Here is a 25,995-nt window from a genome sequence, read left to right on the forward strand (position 1 = left end):
TCCCCTCGGGAATGGGCGTCACCTCGTCGGCGAGCACGGCCCGGTGCTGCGCGGCAGGCCCGGTGTCGTCCGCGACGCGGCGGTCAGGATTCGTCGGCACGGTCGTCGCCCCGGTCGTGGTCGTCCGGATCGGCGTCCGGATCGGCGTCCGCGTCCTCGCCCGGACCGTCGCTCGCCTCATTGTCCAGTTCGTCGTCTGCCTCCGGCCCGGTCAGCGCCGCGGCCAGCCCCGCCACATACGGATGCCACGGGTCCTTGAACACCTCGTCGATGGTTCCGAGGCCGACGAGCACCCCCTGGTACAGCACGCCGATCCGGTTCGCCACCCGGCGCAGCACGGTGAGGTCCGAGCTGATCACGAGCGCAGAAAATGACCGTTCACGCTGGAGTTCGCCGATCAGGTCGACCACCGCGTCGCGCACCGTCACGTCGACCCCGGCGGTCGGCTCGTCCGCTATCAGCAGGGCTGGTCCGAAGACGAGGGCACGGGCGAGGGCGACCCGCTGGCGTTGCCCGTTGCTCAGTTCGTAAGGGTAGCGAGGCAGCACCGCCAGCGGGAGCCGCACGGCGTCCACCATCGTCGCCACGCGCGCGTCGAGCGCCTTGCGGTTGTAGCGCCGGTCGCGCTCCAGCACGGGCTCCGCCACGATCTCCGCCACCGTCATCGTCGGCGGGAGCGTGTCGGCCGCGTTCTGTTCGAGCAGGCCGACCCCGAAGGTGAGGCGGGCGAGCTTGCGGCGGCCGATCCTGCGCATCCGGAAGCCGAGCACCGTTGCCTCTCCCCCCGTGATGATCGGCCGGGCGCTGCCGAGCCCCGGAGCGAACGCCGCACCGGACAAAACGCTGGCGAGGGTGCTCTTGCCCGAACCGCTCTCCCCGAGCAGCCCGAGCACCTCGCCCGGCTTGATCTGCAGGGTGAGCCCGTGCACAGCGACATGGGCCGGGCTCACTCCGTGCGGCGGATACTCGACCGTGAGATCGCTGGTCGAGATCGGGAAAATCGGTTTGGCGCCGCGAGTCATGCGTTCTATCCTGCCGCACGCAGCCGGCGAAGCTTCTCCCGTCGGTCGGCCTGTTCTGCCGGGTCGGGAACCGGAAGCGAGGCAAGCAGTCGCTGCGTGTACGGGTCCTTCGGCGCCCCCAGGACCTCGGCACCGGTACCCTCTTCGACCAGCTTGCCCTTGTACAGCACTGCGATCCGGTCCGCGAGGATGTCGACGACGGCAAGGTCGTGGCTGATGAACAGGGCGGCGAAACCGAATTCCTCCTGCAGCTCGGCGAACAGTTCGAGCACCCTCGCCTGGACCGACACGTCGAGGGCCGAGGTGGGCTCATCGGCGATGAGCAGGCTCGGTTCGAGCGCCAGCGCCCTGGCCAGGCTGGCCCGCTGGCGTTGCCCACCGCTGAGCTCGTGCGGGTAGCGGTCGCCGTAGGCCCGGGGCAGCTGAACGGCCTCGAGCAGCTCGTTCACGCGAGTGCGCGCGCCGGCCGGGTTCTGGGCCCGCCCGTGCACCACCAGCGGCTCCGCCACGCATTCGGCGATCGTGAGCAACGGGTTGAAGCTCGACGCCGGGTCCTGGAACACGAAGCCGATGTCGCTGCGGAGCTTCTTGAACTCGCGTTCCTTGAACCCGTGCATTTCGTGCCCGAGCACCGTGAGCGAGCCGCCGGTCACCCGGGTCAGGCCGGCGATGGCCCGGCCCGTCGTCGTCTTGCCCGATCCGCTCTCGCCGACGAGGCCGAGAACCTCTCCCGGGCGGATGACGAAGCTCACGCCGTCCACGGCGGTGAAGCCGGCCCGGCCGAACCGGCCGGGGTATTCGATGGTGAGGTTGTCGGCCACGACGACCGGCGGGAGTTCCAGCCAGGCCGGCTCCCTGGCCTCCGCGCGCACAGCGGCGTGCGCGATTCCCTGGCCGACGTGCGGCACTGCGGCGAGGAGGCGCTTGGTGTAGTCGTTCTGCGGCGAGGAGAAGAGCGTTTGCGCGTCGGCCTCCTCGACCACCTTGCCCTGGTACATCACGGCCACCCGGTCGGCGAGGTCGGCAACGACGCCCATGTTGTGGGTGATCAGCACGATGGCGGTGCCGAACTCGTCGCGGCAGCGCCGGAGCAGGTCGAGGATCTCGGCTTGCACGGTCACGTCCAGGGCGGTGGTCGGCTCGTCGGCGACGATCAGGCCGGGGTCGAGCACGAGGGCCATGGCGATCACGACGCGCTGCTTCTGGCCGCCGGAGAACTGGTGCGGGAAGTAGTTGACCCGGGTCTCCGGGTCGGGGATCCCGACCCGGCCGAGGATCTCGATCGCCTTGGCCTTGGCCTCCTTGCGGCTGAACTGCCCGTGCGCCCGGATACCCTCGGCGATCTGCCAGCCGACCGTGTAGACCGGGTTGAGCGCGGTCGACGGTTCCTGGAAGACCATCGACACGTCGGTGCCGCGCACCTGGCGCAGTTTGCGCTTGCCGATGGAGAGGATGTCGTGCTCGCTCGAGCCGTCCTTGCTGCTGAGCAGCACCACGCCGGAGGCGGTCGCAGTCTCCGGGAGCAGGCCGAGGATGGTTTTGGCGGTCACGGTCTTGCCACTGCCGCTCTCGCCGACGATGGCGAGGACCTCACCGGGGGCCACCCGCAGGCTTACGCCGTCGACGGCCCGCACGGCACCCGCATCCGTGGAGAAGGAGATGCCCAGGTCGGTGATGGTCAGGACGTCGCTCACTGGGGAACCTCGAATTCGTCTTTCAGGATGCCGCCGGGCACGACCGATGTCTCGGCCACCAGCCCGGACGCCTTCGCCACCGATCGACGGCCGCGCAATCGGGGATCGGCCAGGTCGTTGAGGCTCTCACCGACGAGGGTCATGCCGAGGACGGCCAGCACGATGGCGAGGCCGGGGAAGAGTGCCGTCCACCAGATGCCGCTCGAGACATCCGACACCGCCTTGTTGAGGTCGTAGCCCCACTCGGCGGCGGCGGACGGTTCGATGCCGAAGCCGAGGAAGCCCAGGCCGGCGAGGGTCAGGATCGCCTCGGAGGCGTTGAGCGTGAAGATGAGCGGGAGCGTGCGGGTGGCGTTGCGGAGCACGTGGCGGAACATGATCCGGGCGTTGCTGGCCCCGAGCACGCGAGCCGACTCGACGTAGGCCTCCGCCTTGATCCGCACCGTCTCCGCCCGGATCACCCGGAAGTACTGCGGGATGAACACGGTGGTGATGGAGATGGCCGCGGCGAGGACACCGCCGATCAGGTTCGACCGGCCCCCGGAGATCACGATCGACATCACGATGGCCAGCAGCAGCGACGGGAACGCGTAGACGGCGTCGAAGACGACGACGAACACGCGGTCGAGCCAGCCGCCGAAGTACCCGGAGACCAAGCCGAGCATGACCCCGGCGAAGATGGAGAGGATCACGGCGATGACGATGACGATCAGCGCCGTCTGGGCACCCCAGATGACCCGGGACAGCACGTCGTAGCCGCCGACAGTGGTTCCGAGCAGGTGCGAACCGCCCGGGGGCTTCTGGGCGCCGAAGGCGCCGCTCGCGTCGCGGAGCTGGCTGTAGCCGAACGGCGAGACCAGGGGCGCGAGGATGGCGGTGAGGATGAAGATCCCGGTGATGACGAGGCCGACGACGAGCATCCCGCGTTGCAGCCCGACGCTTTGGCGGAGCTGGTGCACGACGGGCAGCCGACTCCACAGGCCGTGTTTGTTCGAGCCCGTCGCGGTGGACGTGGCGATCATTTCGGTATCGGTCATGCCACTACCAGTCATGTCAGTACCTCACTCTCGGGTCGATGAGCGCGGCGATGATGTCGACGACGAAGTTGGACAGGGCCACGATCACGGCGAGCAGGGCGACGATGCCCTGCACGGCGACGAAGTCGCGGGCGGTGAGGAATTGGGCGAGCTCGAAGCCCAAGCCCTTCCACTCGAAGACGGTCTCGGTCAGGACCGCGCCGCTGAGCAGCAGCGCGATCTGGAGTCCGATCACGGTGATGATCGGGATCAGGGCCGGCCGGTACGCGTGCTTGGTGACCAGCCGGTATTCGCTGACGCCGCGCGAGCGTCCGGAGTCGACGTAGTCGGCGCCGAGGGTGCCGATGACGTTCGTGCGGACGAGGCGGAGGAAGACGCCGGCGGTGAGCAGTCCGAGCGCGAGCGCGGGGAGGACCGCATGCGACACCACGTCCAGGAGGATCTGGGGGTCGCCGGTCTGGAGGGCGTCGATGGTGTAGATGCCCGTCTTGCCGGGCAGGAACTGCATCTGCAGCTCAGAGCCGGTCGACGCGCGCCCGGCGACCGGGAGGACCTTGAGCCAGACCGAGAAGACGAGCTTGAAGAGCAACGCCGAAAAGAACACCGGGGTGGCATAGCAGAGGATCGCAAAGATCCGCAGGAACGCGTCGGGCGCCTTGTCCCGCCAGTACGCGGCGACGAGGCCGAGCGGGATGCCGACGATGAACGCGACGATGAGCGAGTAGAAGACCAGTTCGGCGGTGGCGACGCCGTAGGTGAGGAGCACCTCGGTGACGGGCTTGTTGGTGCTGATCGTGGTGCCGAAGTTGCCGGTGAAGATGTTCCCGAGGTACTCGAAATACTGCACCAGGATGGGCCGGTCGTAGCCGGCCGCCTGGATGCGCTCGGCGAGCTGCTCCGGACCGAGGCGACCGCCGAGGGCGGCCGTGATCGGGTCGCCGGTGGCTCGCATCAGCCAGAACACCATCGACACGAGGATGAAGATGGTGGGGAAGATGAGGGTGAAGCGGATGAGGATGTACCGCCCGATCCCCCCACCCGAGGAAGTCCGTTTGCGCCGAGCGGCTTTTTGGGCCGGTGGGCGCGCTGCCACAGTTGTCATGCCTGCCTAACGCTTGGAAAGGGTCGGGGGCACCCAGCGATCGAGCTGCTGGATGCCCCCGGATTTCAAATTAGAGAAACTCTAGCCGTTTGACGGACTAACCTTTCGCCAGTGCTGCGTAACGGAACTTGAACGACGCGTCCAGCGTCGTCTGGGTTCCGGTCACGTTCGTTCCGGTGACAGCCACCTGGGCACCCTGGAGGAGCGGCACGGTCGGCAGCTGCGCCGCGACCTTGTCCTGGATCTCCTTGATCACGGCGGTTCGGGCAGTCGGGTCGACGGTGACGGCCTGCTTGAGGATCAGGTCGTTGACCTCAGGGTCGCTGTAGTGGTTCTTGATGAAGTTCTCCGTGAGGAAGAACGGCGTCAGGTAGTTGTCCGCGTCGGAGTAGTCCGGGAACCAGCCGAGCTGGTAGACGGGGTAGACGTCGGCGGTGCGGTCCTTGACGTACTGCACGTACTCGGTCGACTGCAGGTTGACCGTGAACAGGCCGGATGCGTCCAGCTGGTCCTTGATCAGCGCATACTCGTCGCTCGAACCGGGGCCGTAGTGGTCGGTGTTGTACTGCAGGTTGAGGGTGATCGGGGTCGTGACGCCGGCGGCGGCGAGCGACGCCTTCGCCTTGGCGACATCCGGTTTGCCCGACCCGTCTCCGTAGAGCCCCTTGAGGGACTCGGTGGCGCCGGTGAGTCCGTCCGGAACGTAGGAGTACAGGGGCGTGTAGGTGCCCTTGTAGACCTGGTCGGCGATCTCGGCGCGGTCGACGACGTCGGCCACTGCGGCGCGAACCGCGAGGGCCTTCGCCGGGTCGGCCTCCGGGGTCTTCGCCCCGTACGGCTGGGTGTCGAAGTTGAAGACGATGTAGCGGATCTCGCCGCCGGGACCGTCGACGACCTTGACCTTCTTATTGCCGCGGAGGTCGTCGATGTCGGTTGCCGAGAGGCTGCGGAACGCGACGTCGATGTTGCCTTCCTGCACATCGAGCTTCAGGTTCGAGGAGTCGGAGTAGTACTTGACGTTGACGACGTCGGTCTTGGCCGCGCCCAGGAGACCCTGGTAGTCCTTGTTCGCCTTGTAGGAGAGCAGGTTGTTGAAGTCGTAGCTGGTCAGCACGTACTGGCCCGCGAACGCCTTGGCCTTGACGATGTCGTTGTCCGGCGTGATCGCGGTGGCCGAGAAGGATTCCTCGTCGACGATCGGGCCGGCGGGGCTGGTCAGGATCTGCGGGAAGATCTGGTCGTCAGCGGCCTTGAGGCGGAAGACGACGGTGGTCGGGTCCTTGGCCTCGGTGCTGTCGAGGTTGTACAACAGCGACGAGGGGCCGTTGTCGTCGGCGATCTTGAGCTGGCGGTCGAAGCTGAACTTCACGTCCGAGCTCGTCAGGTCGTTGCCGTTGGCGAACTTGAGGCCCTTCTTGAGGGTGACCGTATACTCGGTCGGCGCGGTGAACTCGGCCTTGGTCGCGATGTCCGGCTGGACATCCGGGCTGCCGTACGGGGTGTTCATCAGGAACGGGAAGACCTGGTTCTGCACGGCGAACGAGCCGTTGTCGTACGAACCGGCCGGGTCAAGCGTGGTGATCTTGTCGGTCGTGCCGATCGTGATCGCGCCGCCGGTCGTCCCACCGGTGGTTCCACCTGCGGAGCAACCCGTCATGGCCAGCGCGGCGACAGCGACTACTGCTGCGGCACTGAGCCCTCGAGCGCGGGGAGTGGATGAGAATGCCATATCCGTGAGCCTCTTCCTCTGAAAAATCCAGGCACGGGCGCCGACAATCGCGTCACCCGGCATAGCTGTAAGGAAAGAAATAGCACAGAATGCGCGGTTCGTCCGGCAAGGACGGGGCATCTTTACCGAGCTGCAATGTAGCGCTGAGGCCCTCGGGAGGCCCCGGCGAACCCCGGTGCCTAGTCCTCGCGGAGGTTGCGCCGTTCGGCCTCGACCCGTACCAGTTCACGCTGGAGCGCCACGTAGACCTCGCGGTTGGCGGCATCCGCTCGCTGCAGCCGACCGAGAAGTTCAGCCTTCTGGCGGAGCAAGTCCTTGTCGACGAGGGCGACCGTGATGTCTCGGACGTAGCGGCTGATCTCCCGTTCGCTGCGCTCGGGCAGCGGGGCCATGGCCAGCTCCTTGACCAGGTTCTCCAGCGGTGGCGGCACGTCCGCCACGATCCGGTCCAGCCAGTCGGGGGCGTCGTGGTGTTCGAGGTTGGCCGCGATCGCATCCCGCACGACCGCGAGTGAGGGCTGGGCGAAACTGGTCAGCACCGCGCGCTGGATCAGGTCCGCGCCGACCAGGACGGGGCGCTGGAGCATGGCCATCAGCCCGTCCCGTTCCAGCCGGGTGACCGGGTCCGTGGACAGGTTGGTCATCGAGAACGGTTGCTCGCGCGGCGCCTCGTCCGTGCCGTCGCGGCGTGCACCGTCGTGGCTCTGCCCCGCCGAGTTCCCGGCGCCGGCGGAGCGGGTGCGCGACAGCGACGTCGAGACGGCCCTGGCAACCTCGCCCAGCTCCATGCCGAGCATGCGAGCCAGTTCGTGCGTGTAGCCGGGGCGGAGGGCCGGGTCGCGGATGTCGGCGACGAGCGGAGCGGCCTGGCGCAACGCCCCGACCCTCCCTTCGACGGTGTCGAGGTTGTACTGGCCGAGCAACTGCCGGATCATGAACTCGAACATCGGCTTCTTCGAGTCGACGAGTCGGCGCACCGCGTCGTCGCCGCGGTGCAGGCGCAGGTCGCACGGGTCCAGGCCCTCGGGGGCGACGGCGACGAACGTCTGGGCGGAGAAGCGCTGCTCCTCGCTGAAGGCGCGCATCGCAGCCTTCTGGCCCGCGGCATCCGGGTCGAAGGTGAAGACGACCTCGCCGACGCCGCTGTCATCACCGAGGACGCGGCGCAGCACCTTGATGTGATCGACCCCGAAGGAGGTGCCGCAGGTGGCGACCGCGGTGGTCACGCCGGCGAGATGGCAGGCCATCACGTCGGTGTAGCCCTCGACCACGACGACCTGGTGGTTGCGCGAGATGTCGCGCTTGGCGAGGTCGAGGCCGTAGAGCACCTGGGCCTTGTGGTAGATCGGTGTCTCCGGCGTGTTGAGGTACTTCGGGCCTTTGTCGTCCTCGAGCAGCTTGCGCGCGCCGAAGCCGATGGTCTGCCCGGTGATGTCGCGGATCGGCCAGACGAGCCGACCGCGGAAACGGTCGTACACCCCGGTGGACCCCTCACGGCTGGAGACCAGTCCGGCCAGGGTCAGTTCCTCGGTCGTGTAGCCCTTGCCGCGGAGATGGTTGGTCAGTTCGTCCCAGCTCTTGGGCGCGAATCCGACGCCGAAGAGGGCCGCGGCCTGGGAGTCGAAGCCGCGTTCGCCGAGGAAGTTGCGGCCGACGAGGGCGCCGGCGCTGCCGAGGCGTTCGACGAAGAATTCGGCGGCCGCCTGGTTGGCCGCGTAGAGGCGAGACCGGTTGGTGTGGTCGGGGGCGTCGCCGCCGCCCTCGTAGTGCAGTTCGATCCCGACCCGGGCGGCGAGTCGCTCGACGGCCTCGCTGAAGGAGACGTGGTCCATCTTCTGCAGGAACGAGTACACGTCGCCGCTCTCGCCGCAGCCGAAGCAGTGGTAGAAACCGACCTGGGGGCGCACGTGGAAGCTCGGGCTGCGCTCGTCGTGGAAGGGGCACAGGCCCTTCATCGAGCCGACTCCGGCCGACTTCAGGGTGACGTAGTCGCCGACGATGTCCGCGATGTTCGTGCGGGCCTTGACCTCTTCGATGTCGTTTTGTCGAATCAGGCCAGCCATAGCTGAATGCTAGTCCTGCCCATTGTCAGTTCTGCACGAGACGTTCATACCAGGCCAGCGCGGACTGGTCGGTGAGGCTGGCAACCTGGTCGACGACGACGCGCTTGCGGGCCGCGTCGTCTACGGCCGCGTGCCAGTCCTCGCGGAAGCCGGCGTCGAGGTGCTCGTCGCCGGTGGCGTGCAGGCGCTCGGCCAGCAGGGTGAGCACCTGCCGCTGCTGCTGGTAGATGGGCTGGCGGGTGTTCTTCGACATCACGAAGGCGGCGACGATGCCCTTGAGCACGGCGATCTCCGCCTGGACCTCGCGGGGAACGACGACGTGGGCGCCGAAGCGGATGAGTTGCTCCCCCGAGTACGCCTGACGGGTGGCCCGCACCGCTGCGCCGGAGAACCGGCCGATCAGCTGGCTGGTGAGGTTCTTCAGCCGCCCCTGGTCGCGCCGCCCGGCGGTCCAGCCGTGCAACCAGTAGTCGAGGGCGCCCAGCCGGTCATAGGCCTGCGCCAGTTCGGCGTGCGAGACGGCGCCGCCGATCCAGGAGTGCATCGAGGAGACGAGTTCGGTGCTGGCCCGCCCACCGAGTTCGGCGATGTCCAGGTACCCGTTGACGACGGCGTCTTCGAAGTCGTGCACGGAGTAGGCGATGTCGTCGGACAGGTCCATCACCTGGGCCTCGATGCAGAGGCGGCGCTCCGGCGCGCCCGCGCGCATCCATTCGAAGGCGGCGATGTCGTCGTGGTAGAAACCGAACTTGGCCCGGCCGCTGGGATCGGCGACGGAGGAGTCCTCCGGCCAGGGGTACTTGCAGCTGGCGTCGACGCTGGCCCGGGTCAGGTTCAGCCCGTAGCTGCGGCCGTCGTCGCCGAAGACCTTCGGTTCGAGCCGGGTGAGCAGCCGCAGGGTCTGCGCGTTGCCCTCGAAGCCGCCGATGTCCAGGGACCACGCGTTGAGCGCCTTCTCCCCGTTGTGACCGAACGGCGGATGCCCGATGTCGTGCGCGAGGCAGGCCGTATCGACGATGTCGGGGTCGAGGCCGAGCCGGAGCGCGAGCTCCCGGCCGATCTGGGCGACCTCGAGCGAGTGGGTGAGCCGGTTGCGGGCGAAGTCGAGGCCGGCGGTGGGACTGAGCACCTGGGTCTTGGCTGCGAGGCGGCGCAGGGCGCTGGAGTGCAGGAGCCGGGCCCGGTCGCGCGCGAAGTCGCTGCGGCGCGAGCCGTGCACCTCCGGCAGCCAGCGTTCCTCGTCTGTGCTGCTGTACCCGGTTTCGTTAGCCACCGCTGGTATCCCCTTCGCCCTCGGTCAGGTTGGCCCGTTCCGCGCCGGCGATCTCCCGGGAGTCGAGCCAGTGTTCGGGCAGCGACGTCTTCTTCGGGCTCCCGGCTCGGCCGCGCGGACCCTCGGCGCCGACGCCGGGGTATTCCTGCTGCCAGTCCAGGGTGCCGAGCAGGTCGTCGAGCTGCGCGAGCGACACGACCGAGGCGAGGCTCGCGCGCAGGTCGCCGCCGACCGGGTAGCCCTTGAAATACCAGGCGACGTGCTTGCGGATGTCGCGGCAGGCCCGCTCTTCGCTGTCGAAGAATTCGGTGAGCAGTTCGGCGTGCCGGCGGAAGGTCTCGGCGACGCGGCCGAGGTTCGGCTGGATCAGCGCGGTCTGCTCCCCGGTCGACTGGCCGCGGAAGGCCCCCGCGAGGTCACCGAACAGCCACGGCCGGCCCAGGCAGCCGCGGCCGACGACGACGCCGTCGCAGCCGGTCTCAGCGACCATGCGCAGGGCGTCGTCGGCGGACCAGATGTCACCGTTGCCGAGCACGGGCACGCTGGTGATGGTGTTCTTGAGGGTCGTGATCGCCGACCAGTCGGCCACGCCGGAGTAGTGCTCTGACGCGGTGCGCGCGTGGAGCGCGATCGCTGAGACGCCGGCCCCTTCAGCGGCCTTGCCTGCCTCCAGGTAGGTGAGGTGGTCGGAATCGATGCCCTTGCGCATCTTCACCGTGACCGGGACGGCGCCGGCCGCGGTGACGGCGGCTTCGACGATCTGCCGGAACAGGCCGAGCTTCCACGGGAGGGCAGCTCCGCCGCCCTTGCGGGTGACCTTGGGCACCGGGCAGCCGAAGTTGAGGTCGATGTGGTCGGCCCGGTCTTCCGCGACGAGCATGGTGACCGCATCGGACACGGTCTTGGGGTCGACCCCGTACAGCTGGATCGACCGGGTGGTTTCACTCTCATGATGGTTGATCAGACGCATCGATTCGGGCGTGCGCTCGACGAGCGCCCGGGAGGTGATCATCTCGCTGACGTAGAGCCCAGCGCCGAATTCACGGCAGAGCCTGCGAAAGGCGGTGTTGGTGATGCCGGCCATCGGCGCGAGCACGACGGGGACATCCAGCGTGAGGGGGCCGATCGAGAGCGGCGCGGCGCGGCTGGTCGCAGTTTCAGGAATCATTTCGTTCAATTCTCCCAGACCCGGGCGACACCGCTCGACGCCCGCGGTGAACGGCGTGAAGCGGTGTCGTCGAGCGGGGTGTTCAGATTCCGCAGGAGCCGCCGCCGCAGCATCCGCCGCCGGCATTGCCGAGCAGTTCGATGGTGGGGACGGGAGCCGCTGCCGGGGTGCCGACCGGGGTGGTCGCCTCGGCGGTGCTGGTCTGTTCGGTCATTTGTTCTTCTCCTCGGATTTCTCGGTGGCGGCCTGGCGGAGAGCCTGCGCAAAGGTATCAGGGTCCTGGGCTCCGGAGATCCCGTACTTCCCGTCGATGACGAAGAAGGGAACGCCCTGGATGCCGTAGGCGTTGGCCTGGGCGACGTCGGCCTTGACGTCGGCCAGGTAGTCGTGGGCGGTGAGCGCCCTGACCACGTCGGCCCGGTCGAGGCCGATTTCGGCGGCCAGGTCGGCGAGGTCTTCGATCCGGCCCACGTGCAGGCCGTCGACGAAGTAGGCCTTGAGCAGTCGCTCCTTCATCTCGAGCTGGCGCCCGTGTGCCTTCGCGTAGTGGAGCAACTCGTGCGAGATGACGGTGTTCGTCTGGTGCACGGAGTCGTAGTCGTAGTGCAGGCCGACGCTTTCGGCGATCCCGGTGACCCGCTCGAGCATCTCCTCGACCTGCGCCACGGGCAGGCCCTTGCGCTGGCTGAGGTAGTCGACCGGGCTGCCGTCGAAGTCGACGGGGGTATCGGGCGCCAGTTCGAAGCTGTGGTATTCGACCTCGACGTCACCGTCGAAGAGGGCCGCGCCGGCCTCGAATTTGCGCTTTCCGATGTAGCACCAGGGGCACTGCACGTCGGACCAGATGTCTACTTTGATGGTTTCGCTCACTCTGAGGCCAACCGGCGGCGCGCCCCAGTATTCCCGTCCCGGCGGTCGATCCTGTCGAGACCAGGCCCCGCGCGGTCAGCCCGTTATCGCGGGAATGATCGCCCCCGAGAAGACCTGCCAGGCCAGGGCTGTCTTGGCGACCAGGCTCAGCGTGATGTACGTGCGCTCCCCCTGAAGATAGCTCTTCCACTTTCCGACCTGCTTGTACTGCAACCACTGGTTGATGGCAAAGGTGTTGAAGAAGACGAAGAGCGAGATGACGATGCCGACGACGAAACCGGGCGCCGCAACCTCGTTCGCGCTGCCCGGCCGGAGAAAGTAGATCAGAATCAGGATCCAGGGCACGATGCCCACCATCGACCCGAAGATGAACGGCAGCATTCCGCCGGATCCCGGCTGCTCGTACTTCTCTTGCAGGGCACCGAACAGGATCATCGCGGCGTTCACCGCGAAGACGGCGAACAGCGCCGCGATGTCGGTCACGCCGTTGATGGCCAGAATCAGCCAGATCATGATTGAGGAGCTCAGCGAGTATTCGGTCCAGCGGAAGTAGTTGCGGCTCTGCAGCAGCCCGCCCTTGTACCGGCCGAAGAACCAGGGGCTCGAGACGAGGAAATGGAAGAACGCGCTCAACGCCAGGAACGCCACCACGCCGATTCCGATGTTCACTTCGAACACCGTGACACGCTCGGGCGGTATGGGGACTCCGGGAGGACCGGCCAGGTAGTCGGCCGTGACGGCGAAGAGAACCTGCGAACTGAGCATTAGGAGCACGATCGCGAAGCCGATGGCCTGGAGAAGGTGCAGGCTCCCCGCGACGAGGTTGTAAACCCTCAGCCGGTCGATCTGCTGGTCAGAGGTGTATGTCTTCTTCGCCATGATTGGCCTCCCTCGCCTGATATTGGGGCCAACCTAGCATTGATCCGATCTCGGCCCCTCCGCTGTTCGAGCCGGTCGAGACCCGGCAGCCACGGCGGGCGCGGGCTGCGGAAAGGGGCTCGGGCTGGGGCTGGACGGGTCGCGACGGGCGGGGCCGGCCCGGGACTCAGGCGGAGGGAGCGTCGACGGCGCCGCCGTAGCGGCGGTTCCGGGTCGCGTAGAGCTCGATCGCCCGCCACAGGTCGACCCGGCTGAAGTCCGGCCACAGGGTGTCGAGGAAGACCATCTCCGCGTAGGCGCTCTGCCAGAGCAGGAAGTTGCTGGTGCGCTGCTCCCCCGAACTGCGCACGAACAGGTCGACGTCGGGAAGGTCGGCGGTGTACAGGTTCCGCTGGATCGACTTCTCGGTGATGCCGGACGGCTTCAACCGGCCGGCCGCGACGTCCTCGGCCAGCGCGCGCACGGCATCCGCGATTTCGGTGCGCCCGCCGTAGTTCACGCACATGGTCAGGGTGAGCACGTCGTTGCCGGCGGTCAGGCGTTCGGCGAACTGCAGCTCGTTGATGACGGATGCCCAGAGCCGGGGCTTCCGCCCGGCCCACCGCACGCGCACCCCCCATTCGTTGAGCTGGTCACGCCTGCGGTGCAGCACGTCCCGGTTGAACCCCATCAGGAAGCGCACCTCGTCGGGCGAGCGCTTCCAGTTCTCGGTGGAGAACGCGTAGACGCTGAGGTGCTTGACGCCGATCTGGATGGCGCCGGCGACGACGTCGAGCAGCGCCGCCTCCCCCGCCTTGTGGCCTTCCACCCGTGGCAGGCCCCGGGCATTCGCCCACCGGCCGTTGCCGTCCATCACCACGGCGACATGCTCGGGGACGACCTTCAGCGGAAGGGCCGGCGGGTAGAGCCCGGTCCAGTCCAGGGGCTTGAACGGCATCGCGTCCCTATGGGTGAACGGTTTGGGCGCGAACGGATTCGGGGTCATCGACTGACATGCTCCAACGATCGGAGGCCTCGGCCGAGGTGCCACTGCGTGTACGCGGCGACCACCCCGGTGGCCTGGGCTCTGGTCTTCTCAGGGGTTGATTCGGCGTGGTCCCAGTCACCGGTGAGCAGGGAGCTGAGCAGGGCGATCGTCTGGGCGTCGAGCCTCGGCGAGCCGGGGGCGGCGCAGTCGTCGCAGACGATCCCGCCGACCTGCACGACGATCGCGGAGTGGCTGCCCTGGGCGCCGCACCGGGCGCAGTCCTGGAAGCTGGGCGCCCAGCCGGCCATCGACAGGGCGCGCAACAGGTAGGAGTCGAGGGTGAGGCCGGCGCCGTGCTCCTGGCGGGACAGCGACCTCAGCGCGCCGACCAGCAGCAGGTACTGCTGCAGCGAGCCTTCGGCCTCGGTCAGCTTGTCGGCGGTTTCGACCATGGCGCTGGCCGCGGTGTAGCTGGGGTAGTCGGCGGTGATCTGCGCACCGTACGACCCGATCGACTCGGCCTGGGTGATGATGTCGAGGCTGCGGCCCTCGTAGAGCTGCACATCCGCGACCATGAACGGCTCAAGCCGCGCCCCGAACTTCGACGCGGTGCGCCGCACTCCCTTGGCCACCGCGCGCACCTTGCCGTGCTTGCGGGTGAGCATGGTGACGATGCGGTCGGCTTCACCCAGCTTCTGGGTGCGCAGCACGACGGCTTCATCACGGTAGACAGGCACATCACGATTGTCCCACTTGCGGCGACGGATGCCTGCGTGCACGCCGCAGCGCGCGTTTCGGTGGTTTCATTGAGTGTGCCCACAACCTCCTTCACGATCCCGCTGTGGCTCGACCTCACGGCCGTCGCGATCGGCGCGATCCAGGGCGCCATGTTCGCGGGGCGCTTCACCGACCGCCGCTTCGACCTGCTCGGGATCGCGTTCATCGGCATCACCGTCGGGCTCGGCGGCGGCCTGCTCCGCGACATCATGCTCGACGGCGTGCCGGCCGCCCTGCAGAGCAACTGGTACCTGCCGGTGTCGGCCGGGGCAGCCCTGCTCGGCATGCTCCTGCAGAGCCTGTTCAACCGGCTCGGCCCGCTCATCATCACCCTCGATGCCGTCACGATCGGCCTGTTCGGCGCCCTGGGCACCAGCAAGGCGCTCGCCCAGGGGCTGCCGGAGATCCCCGCCCTGTTCGTGGGAGTGATCACGGCCGTCGGCGGGTCGGCGCTCCGGGACATGATGCTGAACGTGCCGATCGCGGTGATGCACGTCGGTTCGTTCTACGCCGTCGCCGCCGGGGTGGGCAGCGGGCTGCTCGTGGTGCTGTTCGTGCTCCAGGTGCCGATCACGATCGCCGGGATCAGCTGCGTCGTGGTGACGACCGTCATCCGCGTGCTCGCGGCCCGTTACGGCTGGAGCCTCCCCCAGCAGCGGGCGATCGGCAGCTGGCCGCGCTGGCGACGCAACGAGAACATCGTCGCCTTCCGCCGCCGCAACCGCGGGACCTGACGACCAGAATCCTGTGAAATCCCCTACAGCAGGGCGAATTCACTCTCGCCTTTCCTGCCGCACGGGGTGACACTAGTGAGAAGAATTCACCCTGCTTGGAGGATGCTCATGAATCTACTGAAAGGAAACACACCCGGCCCGATGCCGGTGCCAGACCTCATGCCCGTGCTTTCCAGGGGAAAGCATAGAAACCCACGGTCGGGCGCATGTTTCATGGAGTTCGCCTCCTACCTCGCCGGCGAAGCCTGGACCGACCACCCCACCTGCACCCACCCGCTGCTGGCCTCACTGGCCAGGATGGTGAACGACTGCACCTCAGACACGGCCAGGTCTCGACTGGTTCCGCTCATCCCGTCGGTGATCGGCCTCCGTGGCGACGATCCCCGGGTGCGCCTGCTGATCGCCGTCCGCGCCGCGACGTCGGCGCTGTCGGTGACCAGCGCCGAACACCAGCACGCGCTCGCGGTCGGGATCCTGAACTGCGAACGGCACCTGGCCGGTGACACCGGGGAACTGCCTGAGGGCCTTGCCCTGCGGATCCGGGAAGCATTCGACGAAGCGCCCGAAGCCGAACGCTGGGCACGGGATTTCATTGCCTCGATGGGGTCCTGGTCCCGCTCGAAGTTCACCGACCGCACGGCCGAGACCATCATCCGGGTGGCCGTTCAGGGCATCGCCGAGGCGTGCACGCCCAACCCCGACGACCGGTTGTACGACCTGCTCGCCGGGTCGATCGACGACTGCGTCGGCGTGCTCGGCCGGACAGCGACGTCCAGGAAAGCGCCGGAACAGCCGGCCGCGGCGGGAGCGGCTCCGACGAAAGCGGCGCAGCCCCGGGTCCGCGAGTCGGTCGACGCCCGCGGCTGAGCGGCCGCGAACAGTCCGTCCGGACAGCCAACAGCATCCGCCGGGAGTCGCCCACGAGGGGCGGCTCCCGGCGGATGCGTTGTGCATCAGTTGTGCAGTCAGTCAGTCATGCGGTCACGCAGTTATGCAGTCAGACGGATGCGTCGGCGAGGCTGCGCTTGCCGGCCTCGGCGCGGATGCCGCGGTTGACCGCCGAGACGACGGACTTCAGCGAGGCGGTCGAGATGTCGGCATCGATGCCGACGCCCCAGAACCGCTTGCCGTTCACGTCCAGTTCGACGTAGGCCGCCGCGAGGGCGTCCCCGCCGGCCGACATGGCGTGCTCGACGTAGTCGTACAGCGTGATCGCGATTCCGCGCTCGGCCATCACTCCGAGGAACGCCGCGATCGGGCCGTTGCCGGAGCCGACGGCGCTGGCCACCGTGCTGTCGTCGCGCAGGTCGACCGAGAGTTCGACCGTGCCGGACAGGTCGCTCGACGTGCGGGTGGCGTGCAGTTCGAAGCGCCCCCACTTGGCGTCGGGCGTGGTGTGGCTCGCCGGCAGGTACTCGTCGTTGAAGATCTCCCAGATCTGCTCGCTGGTGACCTCACCGCCCTCCGCGTCGGTCTTGGACTGCACGACCCCGGAGAACTCGATCTGCAGCTTGCGCGGCAGGTCGAGCGCGTGGTCGGTCTTGAGCAGGTAGGCGACTCCGCCCTTGCCGGACTGGGAGTTGACCCGGATCACGGCCTCGTAGCTGCGGCCGAGGTCCTTCGGGTCGATCGGCAGGTAGGGAACCGCCCACGGCAGGTCGTCGACCGAGCAGCCTCGCGCCGCGGCATCCGCCGCCATGGCCTCGAAGCCCTTCTTGATGGCGTCCTGATGCGACCCGCTGAACGCGGTGAACACGAGGTCGCCCGCCCAGGGGCTGCGCTCGGGAACGGGCAGCTGGTTGCAGTACTCGGCGGTGCGCTTGATCTCGTCGATGTTGCTGAAGTCGATCTGCGGGTCGATGCCCTGGGTGAACAGGTTCACCCCGAGGGCGACCAGGTCCACGTTGCCGGTGCGCTCGCCGTTGCCGAAGAGGCAGCCTTCGATGCGGTCGGCGCCGGCCAGGTAACCGAGTTCGGCGGCCGCGATGGCCGTTCCCCTGTCGTTGTGCGGGTGCAGGGAAATGAGCACGTTCTCACGGTGGGCGAGGTGACGGCCCATCCACTCGATCGAGTCGGCGTAGACGTTGGGGGTGGTCATTTCGACCGTGGCCGGCAGGTTGATGATGACCTTGCGCTCGGGCGTCGGTTCGAGGATCTCGATCACCTGGTTGCACACGTCGACGGCGAACTCGAGTTCGGTGCCGGTGTAGCTCTCCGGGGAGTACTCGTAGTAGACGATGGTGCCGGGGACGGTCTTCTCCATCTCCCGGCAGGTGCGCGCCCCGAACAGGGCGATGTCGATGATGCCCTGCTTGTCTTCCCGGAAGACCACTTCGCGCTGCAGCACACTGGTCGAGTTGTACAGGTGCACGATCGCCTGCTTGGCGCCCGCAATCGACTCGTAAGTGCGGCGGATCAGGTGTTCGCGGGCCTGGGTGAGCACCTGGATGGTCACGTCGTCGGGAATGGCGTTCTGCTCGATCAGGCTGCGCACGAAGTCGAAGTCGGTCTGGCTCGCGGACGGGAAGCCGACCTCGATCTCCTTGTAGCCCATGCGCACGAGCATGTCGAACATGATGCGCTTGCGCTCGGGGCTCATCGGGTCGATCAGGGCCTGGTTGCCGTCGCGCAGGTCGACGGCGCACCAGCGCGGTGCCTGGCTGATCTGCTTCGTCGGCCAGGTGCGGTCGGGCAGGTCAACCCGGAACTGCTCGTGGTACGGACGGTACTTGTGGATCGGCATCGCCGACGCGGTCTGGTTGTTCTTCATGGTCCTTCATCTCCTCGCGAATTGGTGGTCAGCCAACGACAAACTCCGCGACGAGGGAGGCCTCAGTAGGACTCGTCGCGGCAGCTAAGGAGGAGCGCACCGGCAAACACATTTTTAACTTAGCATCGTTTCGTCCCAGTTTCGATTGCGTTTCGACACCGGATGCCGGGGCGCCGGCACCTAGCCGAGGCCGCGGGCGAAGACCAGCGCCTCCCGCATCGACAGCGTCGGCAGGTAGGCGCGGGCGAGCGCGATCCCGATGGCCGGCAGCGCCACCGGGTCGGGGTAGGCCATGAACAGGGGCTGGAATTCGGGCTGGAATTTGCGTTTGAAGGCCAGCAGGGATCGGAAGCCGTAGACGGGTTCGAGGCTGCGGCCGAGGAAGTCCAGCATCCGCGCCGCCAGGCTGCCGGCCCGCTCCTGGCCTGCCTCCGCGCCCGGCTGCACCCCGGTCTGGGCGAGCGGGGCGGCGGACAGGCTGAGGAATTCGATCTCCGGCTGTTCGCTCATCATCGCCATGGTGCGGGCGATCAGGAACTCCATCACACCGTTCATGCTGTCCGGCCGGCGGCGCATGAAGTCGAGGGTCCAGCCGACGACGATTCCGTCCCGGTAGCTGGGCATCCAGCTGGTCACGGCGTGCACCCGCTCGTCCGCGTCGACGGCGAGCATGAGGCGCACGGCCGGGTCCCGCAGTTCGTCGAGACCGCCGAGGGTGAAGCCGAGTTCGGGGAGTTCCTTCTCCTGCACCCACAGCTCGGAGATCTCGGTGATCTGCAGGGACTGGAGCACGCCGAGGGCCTTGTGATCCGTCCAGACCGCTCGCACTCCGGCCCGGTCGGCCCGGTTGATCGACGAACGGATGTCCTGCCACTTCTTGCCCGTCGGGTCCCAACTGCGGGGGCGCAGCACGGTCTCCTCGCCGATGCCCATCGACTGCCAGCCCATCCGGCTGAACGTCGCCTGCCAGCTGCCGTGCAGGCTGTAGAAGACCGGGATCCAGCCGTGGTCGTCACACATGGTGGCGAAGTCGGAGATCGCCTGCGCGCCCCGCTCCGCCCGGCCGATCGGCTCCGTCGTGGTGATCGCGACACCGTTGACCACCCGGTAGGCGATGGCGACGTCGCCGGCTGGGGTGAACCAGATCGAATTGCCCTCCCAGGTCGCCATGAACGCGAGGGAGCCGCCACCGCCGCGGGTGAGGATCTCCCGCAACCGCGTCTGGTCGTCCCGGCCCACGCCCGCGGTGCCGCTGCGCAGGCCGAGGATGGCGCCGACGATGACGATGATCCAGAATACGGGGCCGACCCACTGGTATAAGGTGGCCGAGATCCAGTCGGTCGGAAGAAAGGACAGCCGCTCCAGCCGGAGGAAGCCGACCGGGATGAAGCGCTCGGGGACATCCGTGACCAGGTCGATCAGGGTGACCCTGGGTCGGAAGCTGTCGCGGAGCAGCCAGCCGGCGCCGACGTAGAGCGAGGCCAGCCCGACGAAGCTGAGCACCACCGTGAGGGCGAACCGGCGGCGGCGCCCAGGTCTGCCCCGTACCGGGAACCGGCGGAGATTGGCGGCGAGCACGATCGCCGTGACCAGAGGGACGAGCACCGACACCACCAGCACCAGGGCGATCTCCCAATAGTGGGCGGAATGCCAGCGCCAGACGTACGGCTGGCCGGAGACCGGCAGCAGACCGTAGTACCAGGCCCCGAGCACCGCCATCCCGGCGTTGACGAGGATCGCGAGCCACGCCGCGAAGCGTCGGCCGCGCGCCAGGCCGAATGCGGCGACGAGGAGGGTGAGCAGCGGCAGCAGGCTGACCAGCACCGGGCCGGCGCCGCCGACGCGTTCGAGGGTGAGCTCGTGCACGCACTGCCGGGTGATGTTGCCGAGCAGGCACCGGTCGACGACGTCGGTGGCTGCGGGCACGTCCTGGGTGAGCAGGAGGCCGAGCGGGGCGAGCAGGCCGAACCGGGCGCCGGAGAAGATCGTGATGAGCGGGCCGACGGCGAGCACGCCGGCGACCGCTGCGAGCAAGGTGCGGGTCTCGTGGTGCGAACTGCGCCGCCAGGTGAAATCGATCGGGCTGGGCCGGAACAGTGCCCCGATGCCGAGGCCGACGAGGGCGGCGATCAACCGGTAGACGTCGGAGGGCTGACCGGAGTAGAGCAGGAGGACCAGGGCTGCGGAGATTGTGAGCACCCGGATGCGCCGTCGCCAGAGGGGGCCGGCATAACAGCTTGCGGCCATGATGGTGCCGAAGATCGGCGTGAACGGGTCGAGCGCGAAGAGCTCGCTCACCCCGCGGGACCAGAGTTCGCCGCCGGCGACCCCGGCGTCCTGGAGCAGGATGCCGCCGGCGGCGCCGAGCACGGCCGAGCCGGCGAAGACGATGATCGTGCGGCCGCTTCCCATCAGGCGTTCGGCATAGCCGAGCAGGATGACCGCGCCGGCCAGGGCGAGCAGCAGCTCGGCGCCGTTGTCGACGAGGAAGACGGACGTGAGCGGCGTCCACCAGTGCCCCTCCTCGACGACGGATTCGTAGCCGGTTCCCAGCAGCAGCCGCAACTGCCGGGACGGGCCGTGGAGCGGGCCGGTGGCGGTGGCCAGGACCAGGAGGATGAGCGCGTAGGCGAGGGCGACCGGCTGACGCGCCGCCTGACGCCGGACCACCCGACCCAGTGCAGCCCAGCGCGGTGCCGGCCGGCGCCGTTCCGCCCGGCGCGGTGCCGTCACGGGCTGCTGCGCGGTCACGGGTTCACCGTCAACCCGGTGTGCGCGGCCAGCAGGGGCAGCGCCCGGGTCAGGGCGTAGACCACCGTGTGCCAGTCGTGGGCCGTGCCCGGGGACACGAGGAGGTCGGTGGTCGCCCCGGCCCGTTCAGCCGCCGCCCTGAGGGTGTTCGTCCAGGCGATGTACCTGGTGTCGTCGCCGCCGACCGCGAAGATGATGTGGAGGGCCCGGTAGGGCGCGTGCGCGGCCAGGATGGCGCTGGGTGCGGCGGCGGCGTAGGCGGCCGCGCTGCCCGCGAATCCTGCTTGCACGGTCTGCTGCGGGTTGCCCGCCTTGGGTGCCAGTTCCCCGGAGATGTCGAGAACAGTCCCGTAGAGCTCCGGATGGTCGGCGCCGAGCTGGATCGAGCAGGTGCCGCCCTGGGAGAACCCGGCGATGGCCCAGCCGCCCGGCGCGGCCGCGACCCGGTAGTGGGCGCGGATCCAGGCCGGCACGTCCACGGTGAGGTAGCCGGCCGAGTTGCCCAGCTTCGAATCGACGCACATCGGATTCCGGTCTGGGGCGCCGAGCTGGTCGGGAACGACCACGATCGGTGCCAGGCCGTGGTGGGTGGCCGCCCACGCGTCGAGGATGCCGGCCAGCCGGCCGGCTGTGAACAGGTCGCTCGGGCTGCCCGGCTGCCCGGAGAGCATCTCGATGACCGGCAGCACCGGGGGTTTGGCAGTCCGGGCCGCCGCCGGGAGGTAGACCATGGCCTCCCTGGCGGCGAAACCCGACACGGTGGCGGGGATCGTCACGGTGCCGACGGTGCCCCTGGTATCGGTGATGGGCGGGACCGGGCCGGCGAGGGCATCCGTGAGCGCCCCGTAGAGCGGGATGCCGAGGGCGGCTCGCACGGTGTTGAACTGGCCGAACTCGGCATTGATCCCGGCGGCGGCTGTGAGCAGGCAGAGCGGAATCGCGACGACGGCGAGAACCCGGCGCCGGGGCCGGGCACCGAACAGGTTGGTGACGGCAAGCACGAGGGCTCCGACCAGGCCGGCCGTCCAGAGCCGGGTGGGCGTGGACATGGAGACACCGAAGAGGTCCCAGACGTCGCTCACCAGCCAGACCAGCACCCAGCCGGCGACGGCGCCGGCCAGCACGAGGGCCAGGGTCAGGGCGGCGGCGCGCACACCCTGCCGCCGGAGCAGCAGCCCGGCGACGAACAGGCCGGTCAGGAGATACAGTCCGATCAGGAAGGGACCTCCGACGAGGCTGGTGTCCAGCAGCGCATTCATTCGATTCCTCCGTGCCCACTCTCACACCGCGACGGTGCCGGCGCACGCGAAATACCCGGTTCTGAGCGAGGCCTCAGACTCGGGTCGGCCAGGCCACAGCAAACTCACTGCAGGCGCACAGGTCGCAGCTCAGGGCCGGATCGTGGGGCGGTTCGGTTAGAAGCCGAGGCGTCCGAGCTGCTTCGGGTCGCGCTGCCATTCCTTGGCGACCTTCACCCGCAGCGAGAGGAAGACCCGTTTGCCCACGAGCGGTTCGATCTGCTTGCGGGCGCGGATGCCGACATCCTTCAGCCGGCTGCCCGACTTGCCGATGATGATGCCCTTCTGGCTGTCGCGTTCGACGAAGAGGTTGGCGTAGACCTCGACCAGTTCCTGGTCGTCACGCTCGATGATGTCGTCGATGGTCACGGCGATCGAGTGCGGGAGTTCGTCGGTGACGCCCTCGAGCGCGGCCTCGCGGATGAACTCCGAGATGCGCGATTCGAGGCTCTCGTCGGTGACCGCGTCGGCCGGGTAGAGCGGGGCGTCCGAATCCGGCAGCAACCGGAGCAGTTCCGCGGTGAGGATGTCCAGCTGGATGCGGCTGGTCGCCGAGATCGGCACGATCGCCTCCCAGTCACGCAGTTCGGAGACGGCGAGCAACTGGTTGGCGACGCTGGTCTTCGAGGACGCGTCGATCTTGGTCACGATGGCGACCTTGCGTGCCCGCGGGAAGTTGTCGAGCTGCTCGTTGATGAACCGGTCCCCCGGGCCGATCGGCTCGTTCGCGGGGATGCACAGGCCCACCACGTCGACGCCGGCCAGGGTCGACTGGACCAGGCTGTTCAGACGCTCGCCGAGCAGGGTGCGCGGCTTGTGGATGCCCGGCGTGTCGACCAGGATCAGCTGGCCGTTCTTCTGGTGCACGATCCCGCGGATCGCACGGCGGGTCGTCTGCGGCTTCGAAGACGTGATCGCGACCTTCTCGCCCACCAGCGCGTTGGTCAGGGTGGACTTGCCCACGTTCGGGCGCCCCACGAAGGACACGAATCCCGCCCGGAATTCATTTTCTGTCGTCATGACCGTTCTCTCCCTCGTCGTCCGACACTCCGAGGAATGCGGTCTGCGCGTCAATCAGCGCTTCGTCTCGTTCAACCAGCACAGTGCTGATTCGCTTGCGGCGGCCCTCGGTGCGTTCCGCGGTGAGGACCAGCCCGCTGGTGCGGGCGACCGAACCGGCCACCGGCAGCCGGCCGAGTGCCTTGGCCACCAGCCCGCCGACCGAATCGACCTCGTCGTCGTCCAGCTCCAGGTCGAACAACTCGCCGAGTTCGTCGACCGGTAGCCGGGCGCTGACCCGGAAGCGTCCGTGGCCGAGGTCTTCGACCTCCACGACGTCCCGGTCGTATTCGTCCGAGATGTCCCCGACGAGTTCCTCGATCAGGTCCTCGAGCGTGACCAGCCCGGCGATTCCACCATACTCGTCGACCACCATCGCGAGGTGGTTCGACTCGAGCTGCATCTGGCGGAGCAGGTCGTCGGCCTTCTTGGACTCCGGCACGAACACGGCCGGGCGTTCGAGCTCGGCGACGGTCAGGGCCTCCACATTCGGCGGCCGTTCATAGACCAGCCGGGCGACGTCGCGCAGGTAGAGGATGCCGGTGACGTCGTCGACCTCGCCGTCGATCACCGGCACCCGGGAGATGCCCTTGCTGAGGAACAGGCCCATGGCGGCGCCGATCGACGCGTCGGCCTCGATGGTGACCATGTCGGTGCGCGGGATCATCACCTCGCGCACCACGGTCTGGTTGAACTCGAAGATGGAGTGGATGAGCTCCCGGTCGTCCTCCTCCAGCACATCCAGCTCGGTTGCCTCGTCGACCATGCTGAGCAGCTGGTCCTCCGAGGTGAACGTGGCGAGCCGGGTTCGGCCCGGCGTGACCCGATTGCCGAGCGCGACCAGGGCGTTGGCGATCGGGCCGAGGAGCACCCGGAGGAAATGCACCAGCGGCGCCGTGCCGGCCAGGAGCTGTTTCGGGTGGGCACGGCCGACACTGCGCGGGCTCGCGCCGACCAGCACGAACGAGACGGCCGTCATCAGCGCGGCGGACAGCACGAGTGCCAGCCAGAGCTGGTCGATCGTGGTCGCGAACACCAGGGTCACGAGCACCGCCGCGGTGGTCTCGGCGATGATCCGCATGAAACTGATCGCGTTCAGGTGCGCCCCGGTGTCGGCGGCGATCGCGGCCAGGGATCGTTTGGCCCGTGATGTGTCGGCCAGGTCGGCGATGTCGGCCCGGGACTGCGCGGTGATGGCGGAGTCCACGGCGGCCATCAGGCCGCCGAAGGCCACCAGGAAGACGGCCGCGGTGAGAAACCACCCGATGATCATCGGTTGCGGAGGCGTTCCTGCAGGGCGAAACCGATCAGGATGTCACGCTGGATGCCGAACATCTCCTTCTCCTCCGCCGGTTCGGCGTGGTCGAACCCGAGGAGGTGCAGCACACCGTGGGTGGTGAGGAGCAGGAGTTCCTCGAGCGTGCTGTGCCCCGCCGTCTCGGCCTGGGCCTGGGCCACCTGCGGGCAGAGCACGATGTCGCCGAGCAGACCGGGCGGGGTCTCCTCGTCTTCGGTGCCCGGGCGGAGCTCGTCCATCGGGAAGCTGAGCACGTCGGTGGGACCTGGTTCGTCCATCCACTGCACGTGCAGCTGCTCCATGGCGCCCTCGTCGACGAGAACGATCGCAAGCTCGGCATCCGGGTGCACGTGCATCGAGTCGAGGGCATAGGCGGCCAGTCGGAGGATGACGGCCTCGTCGACCGGGATGGTGGATTCGTTGTTGATCTCGATGCTCAAGAGGTGCTCCGTTTCGGAAGGCGGTCGCGTGGGGTGCCGGAGCGGGGTCCGCGCTTGGCGAATTCGTGGGCCTGCTCGCTCTCGTAGCGCTGGGCCTGTTTTTGGGCGTCGTACTCGGTCCAGGCGTCGACGATCCGGCCGACAAGGGAGTGGCGCACGACGTCGGCGCTGGTCAGCCGCACGAAACGGATGTCGTCGACCTGGTCGAGCACGCGGGTGACGAGCCGGAGCCCGCTCGACCCGACGGGCAGGTCGATCTGGGTGATGTCGCCGGTGACGACCATCTTGGAGCCGAACCCGAGGCGGGTCAGGAACATCTTCATCTGTTCGGGAGTGGTGTTCTGCGCCTCGTCGAGCACGACGAATGAGGAGTTGAGGGTGCGCCCGCGCATGTAGGCGAGCGGCGCCACCTCGATGGTGCCGGAGGCGAGGAGTTTCGGCACCAGTTCCGGGTCCATCATCTCGTTCAGGGCGTCGTAGAGCGGCCGCAGGTACGGGTCGATCTTCTCGGTCAGGCTGCCGGGGAGGAAGCCGAGGCGTTCCCCTGCCTCGACGGCCGGCCTGGTCAGGATGATCCGGTCGACCTCCTTGCGCTGCAACGCCTGGACCGCCTTGGCCATCGCCAGGTAGGTCTTGCCGGTCCCGGCCGGGCCGATCCCGAACACGATCGTCGCCGTGTCGATGGCGTCGACGTAGTCCTTCTGGCCGAGCGTCTTGGCACGGATGCTCTTTCCCCGGGAGGAGAGGATGGCCGGGCCGAGGCGTTCGGACGGGCTGGTCGAACTGTCGGCGCCGAGCATTCGCGACGACGAGGTCACCTCGGCCTCGGCGAGGTCGCGCCCGCCGCGGATCATCAGCAGCAGCTCATCGATCAGCCGGCGGGCGGCCTCGACCTGGCCGGCCTGCCCGGTGAGGGTGATCTCGTTGCCGCGCACGTGCACCGAGACGCCGGGGTGCTCCCGTTCGATGGTGCTGAGGAGGCGGTCCTGGGCGCCGAGGAGGCGGACCATGGCGATGCCGTCGACCGACACCCGCTCCTCGACCTGGTTCTCGGCCCGGTTCTCG

At 68.2% G+C, this 25,995-nt stretch carries 22 protein-coding genes; 2 read left to right on the forward strand and 20 right to left on the reverse strand.

The annotated features are described in order from the left end of the window. Nucleotides 1–83: 83 nt before the first annotated feature. The 13 genes from E3O48_RS02055 to recO all read right to left on the reverse strand — a co-directional run bounded on the left by E3O48_RS02055 (nucleotide 84) and on the right by recO (nucleotide 14,541). Nucleotides 84–1,022: an ATP-binding cassette domain-containing protein gene (locus E3O48_RS02055; RefSeq protein WP_134537149.1), complete on the reverse strand. Its 939-nt coding sequence runs from the start codon at nucleotides 1,020–1,022 to the stop codon at nucleotides 84–86. A gap of 5 nt (nucleotides 1,023–1,027) precedes the next feature. Continuing rightward, nucleotides 1,028–2,716 carry an ABC transporter ATP-binding protein gene (locus tag E3O48_RS02060; protein WP_134508674.1) on the reverse strand — a complete coding sequence of 563 codons (1,689 nt, stop codon included), beginning with the start codon at nucleotides 2,714–2,716 and terminating at the stop codon, nucleotides 1,028–1,030. Further along, on the reverse strand, nucleotides 2,713–3,753 hold the full coding sequence (locus E3O48_RS02065) for an ABC transporter permease (RefSeq protein ID WP_370248912.1): 1,041 nt from the start codon (nucleotides 3,751–3,753) through the stop codon (nucleotides 2,713–2,715). Before E3O48_RS02065 ends, E3O48_RS02060 begins: the two co-directional genes overlap by 4 nt. Nucleotides 3,754–3,769: 16 nt before the next feature. Next, complete coding sequence (locus tag E3O48_RS02070) at nucleotides 3,770–4,855, reverse strand: ABC transporter permease (protein ID WP_134508672.1); 1,086 nt, start codon at nucleotides 4,853–4,855, stop codon at nucleotides 3,770–3,772. A gap of 97 nt (nucleotides 4,856–4,952) precedes the next feature. Continuing rightward, the gene (locus E3O48_RS02075) at nucleotides 4,953–6,584 is read right to left on the reverse strand and encodes an ABC transporter substrate-binding protein (protein ID WP_134537150.1); all 1,632 of its coding nucleotides are present in this window, start codon (nucleotides 6,582–6,584) and stop codon (nucleotides 4,953–4,955) included. Between the two features lie 179 nt (nucleotides 6,585–6,763). Beyond that, complete coding sequence (dnaG, locus tag E3O48_RS02080; protein WP_134508668.1) at nucleotides 6,764–8,647, reverse strand: DNA primase; 1,884 nt, start codon at nucleotides 8,645–8,647, stop codon at nucleotides 6,764–6,766. Nucleotides 8,648–8,672: 25 nt separating this feature from the next. Then, a complete protein-coding gene (locus tag E3O48_RS02085; RefSeq protein WP_134508666.1) occupies nucleotides 8,673–9,920 on the reverse strand; it encodes a deoxyguanosinetriphosphate triphosphohydrolase in 1,248 nt (415 codons plus the stop codon). Beyond that, nucleotides 9,913–11,088 (reverse strand): tRNA dihydrouridine synthase DusB, encoded by a 1,176-nt coding sequence (dusB, locus tag E3O48_RS02090; protein WP_134508664.1) that lies wholly within the window; start codon nucleotides 11,086–11,088, stop codon nucleotides 9,913–9,915. Before dusB ends, E3O48_RS02085 begins: the two co-directional genes overlap by 8 nt. An 82-nt stretch (nucleotides 11,089–11,170) precedes the next feature. Further along, on the reverse strand, nucleotides 11,171–11,302 hold the full coding sequence (locus E3O48_RS18155; RefSeq protein WP_255453687.1) for a hypothetical protein: 132 nt from the start codon (nucleotides 11,300–11,302) through the stop codon (nucleotides 11,171–11,173). Further along, the gene (locus E3O48_RS02095; RefSeq protein ID WP_134508662.1) at nucleotides 11,299–11,958 is read right to left on the reverse strand and encodes a DsbA family protein; all 660 of its coding nucleotides are present in this window, start codon (nucleotides 11,956–11,958) and stop codon (nucleotides 11,299–11,301) included. Before E3O48_RS02095 ends, E3O48_RS18155 begins: the two co-directional genes overlap by 4 nt. A gap of 75 nt (nucleotides 11,959–12,033) precedes the next feature. Further along, the gene (heR, locus tag E3O48_RS02100; RefSeq protein WP_134537151.1) at nucleotides 12,034–12,837 is read right to left on the reverse strand and encodes a heliorhodopsin HeR; all 804 of its coding nucleotides are present in this window, start codon (nucleotides 12,835–12,837) and stop codon (nucleotides 12,034–12,036) included. Nucleotides 12,838–13,003: 166 nt separating this feature from the next. Continuing rightward, nucleotides 13,004–13,822: an isoprenyl transferase gene (locus E3O48_RS02105; protein WP_134537152.1), complete on the reverse strand. Its 819-nt coding sequence runs from the start codon at nucleotides 13,820–13,822 to the stop codon at nucleotides 13,004–13,006. After that, complete coding sequence (gene recO, locus E3O48_RS02110) at nucleotides 13,819–14,541, reverse strand: DNA repair protein RecO (protein WP_134508656.1); 723 nt, start codon at nucleotides 14,539–14,541, stop codon at nucleotides 13,819–13,821. The genes E3O48_RS02105 and recO overlap by 4 nt, the downstream gene beginning before the upstream one ends. 75 nt (nucleotides 14,542–14,616) lie before the next feature. Between recO and E3O48_RS02115 the strand changes: the two genes are divergently transcribed. Together E3O48_RS02115 and E3O48_RS02120 are read left to right on the forward strand one after the other, a co-directional pair. Further along, nucleotides 14,617–15,315 carry a trimeric intracellular cation channel family protein gene (locus tag E3O48_RS02115; protein WP_134537178.1) on the forward strand — a complete coding sequence of 233 codons (699 nt, stop codon included), beginning with the start codon at nucleotides 14,617–14,619 and terminating at the stop codon, nucleotides 15,313–15,315. Between the two features lie 213 nt (nucleotides 15,316–15,528). Further along, nucleotides 15,529–16,182, forward strand: a complete 654-nt coding sequence (locus E3O48_RS02120) for a hypothetical protein (protein WP_198413010.1) — start codon at nucleotides 15,529–15,531, stop codon at nucleotides 16,180–16,182. A gap of 130 nt (nucleotides 16,183–16,312) precedes the next feature. On the opposite strand, the gene leuA is transcribed toward E3O48_RS02120, so the two are convergent. From leuA to E3O48_RS02155, 7 genes are all read right to left on the reverse strand, one after another. Beyond that, nucleotides 16,313–18,085, reverse strand: coding sequence for a 2-isopropylmalate synthase (gene leuA / locus E3O48_RS02125; RefSeq protein WP_134537153.1), 1,773 nt, complete (start codon nucleotides 18,083–18,085; stop codon nucleotides 16,313–16,315). A 180-nt stretch (nucleotides 18,086–18,265) separates the two neighbouring features. Further along, nucleotides 18,266–20,755 (reverse strand): bifunctional lysylphosphatidylglycerol flippase/synthetase MprF, encoded by a 2,490-nt coding sequence (locus E3O48_RS02130; protein WP_241982362.1) that lies wholly within the window; start codon nucleotides 20,753–20,755, stop codon nucleotides 18,266–18,268. A 77-nt stretch (nucleotides 20,756–20,832) separates the two neighbouring features. Further along, entirely contained in the window at nucleotides 20,833–22,095 is a 1,263-nt protein-coding gene (locus E3O48_RS02135; protein ID WP_134537154.1) for an esterase family protein, read from the reverse strand. Between the two features lie 156 nt (nucleotides 22,096–22,251). Next, nucleotides 22,252–23,154, reverse strand: coding sequence for a GTPase Era (gene era, locus E3O48_RS02140; RefSeq protein WP_134537155.1), 903 nt, complete (start codon nucleotides 23,152–23,154; stop codon nucleotides 22,252–22,254). Next, nucleotides 23,138–24,466 (reverse strand): hemolysin family protein, encoded by a 1,329-nt coding sequence (locus E3O48_RS02145; protein ID WP_134537156.1) that lies wholly within the window; start codon nucleotides 24,464–24,466, stop codon nucleotides 23,138–23,140. The genes era and E3O48_RS02145 overlap by 17 nt, the downstream gene beginning before the upstream one ends. Beyond that, a complete protein-coding gene (gene ybeY / locus E3O48_RS02150; RefSeq protein ID WP_134508644.1) occupies nucleotides 24,463–24,930 on the reverse strand; it encodes an rRNA maturation RNase YbeY in 468 nt (155 codons plus the stop codon). The genes E3O48_RS02145 and ybeY overlap by 4 nt, the downstream gene beginning before the upstream one ends. Further along, entirely contained in the window at nucleotides 24,927–25,940 is a 1,014-nt protein-coding gene (locus E3O48_RS02155; protein WP_134537181.1) for a PhoH family protein, read from the reverse strand. The genes ybeY and E3O48_RS02155 overlap by 4 nt, the downstream gene beginning before the upstream one ends. Nucleotides 25,941–25,995: the final 55 nt, after the last annotated feature.

Source organism: Cryobacterium sp. HLT2-28 (assembly GCF_004402495.1).
Lineage (GTDB): Bacteria > Actinomycetota > Actinomycetes > Actinomycetales > Microbacteriaceae > Cryobacterium > Cryobacterium mannosilyticum.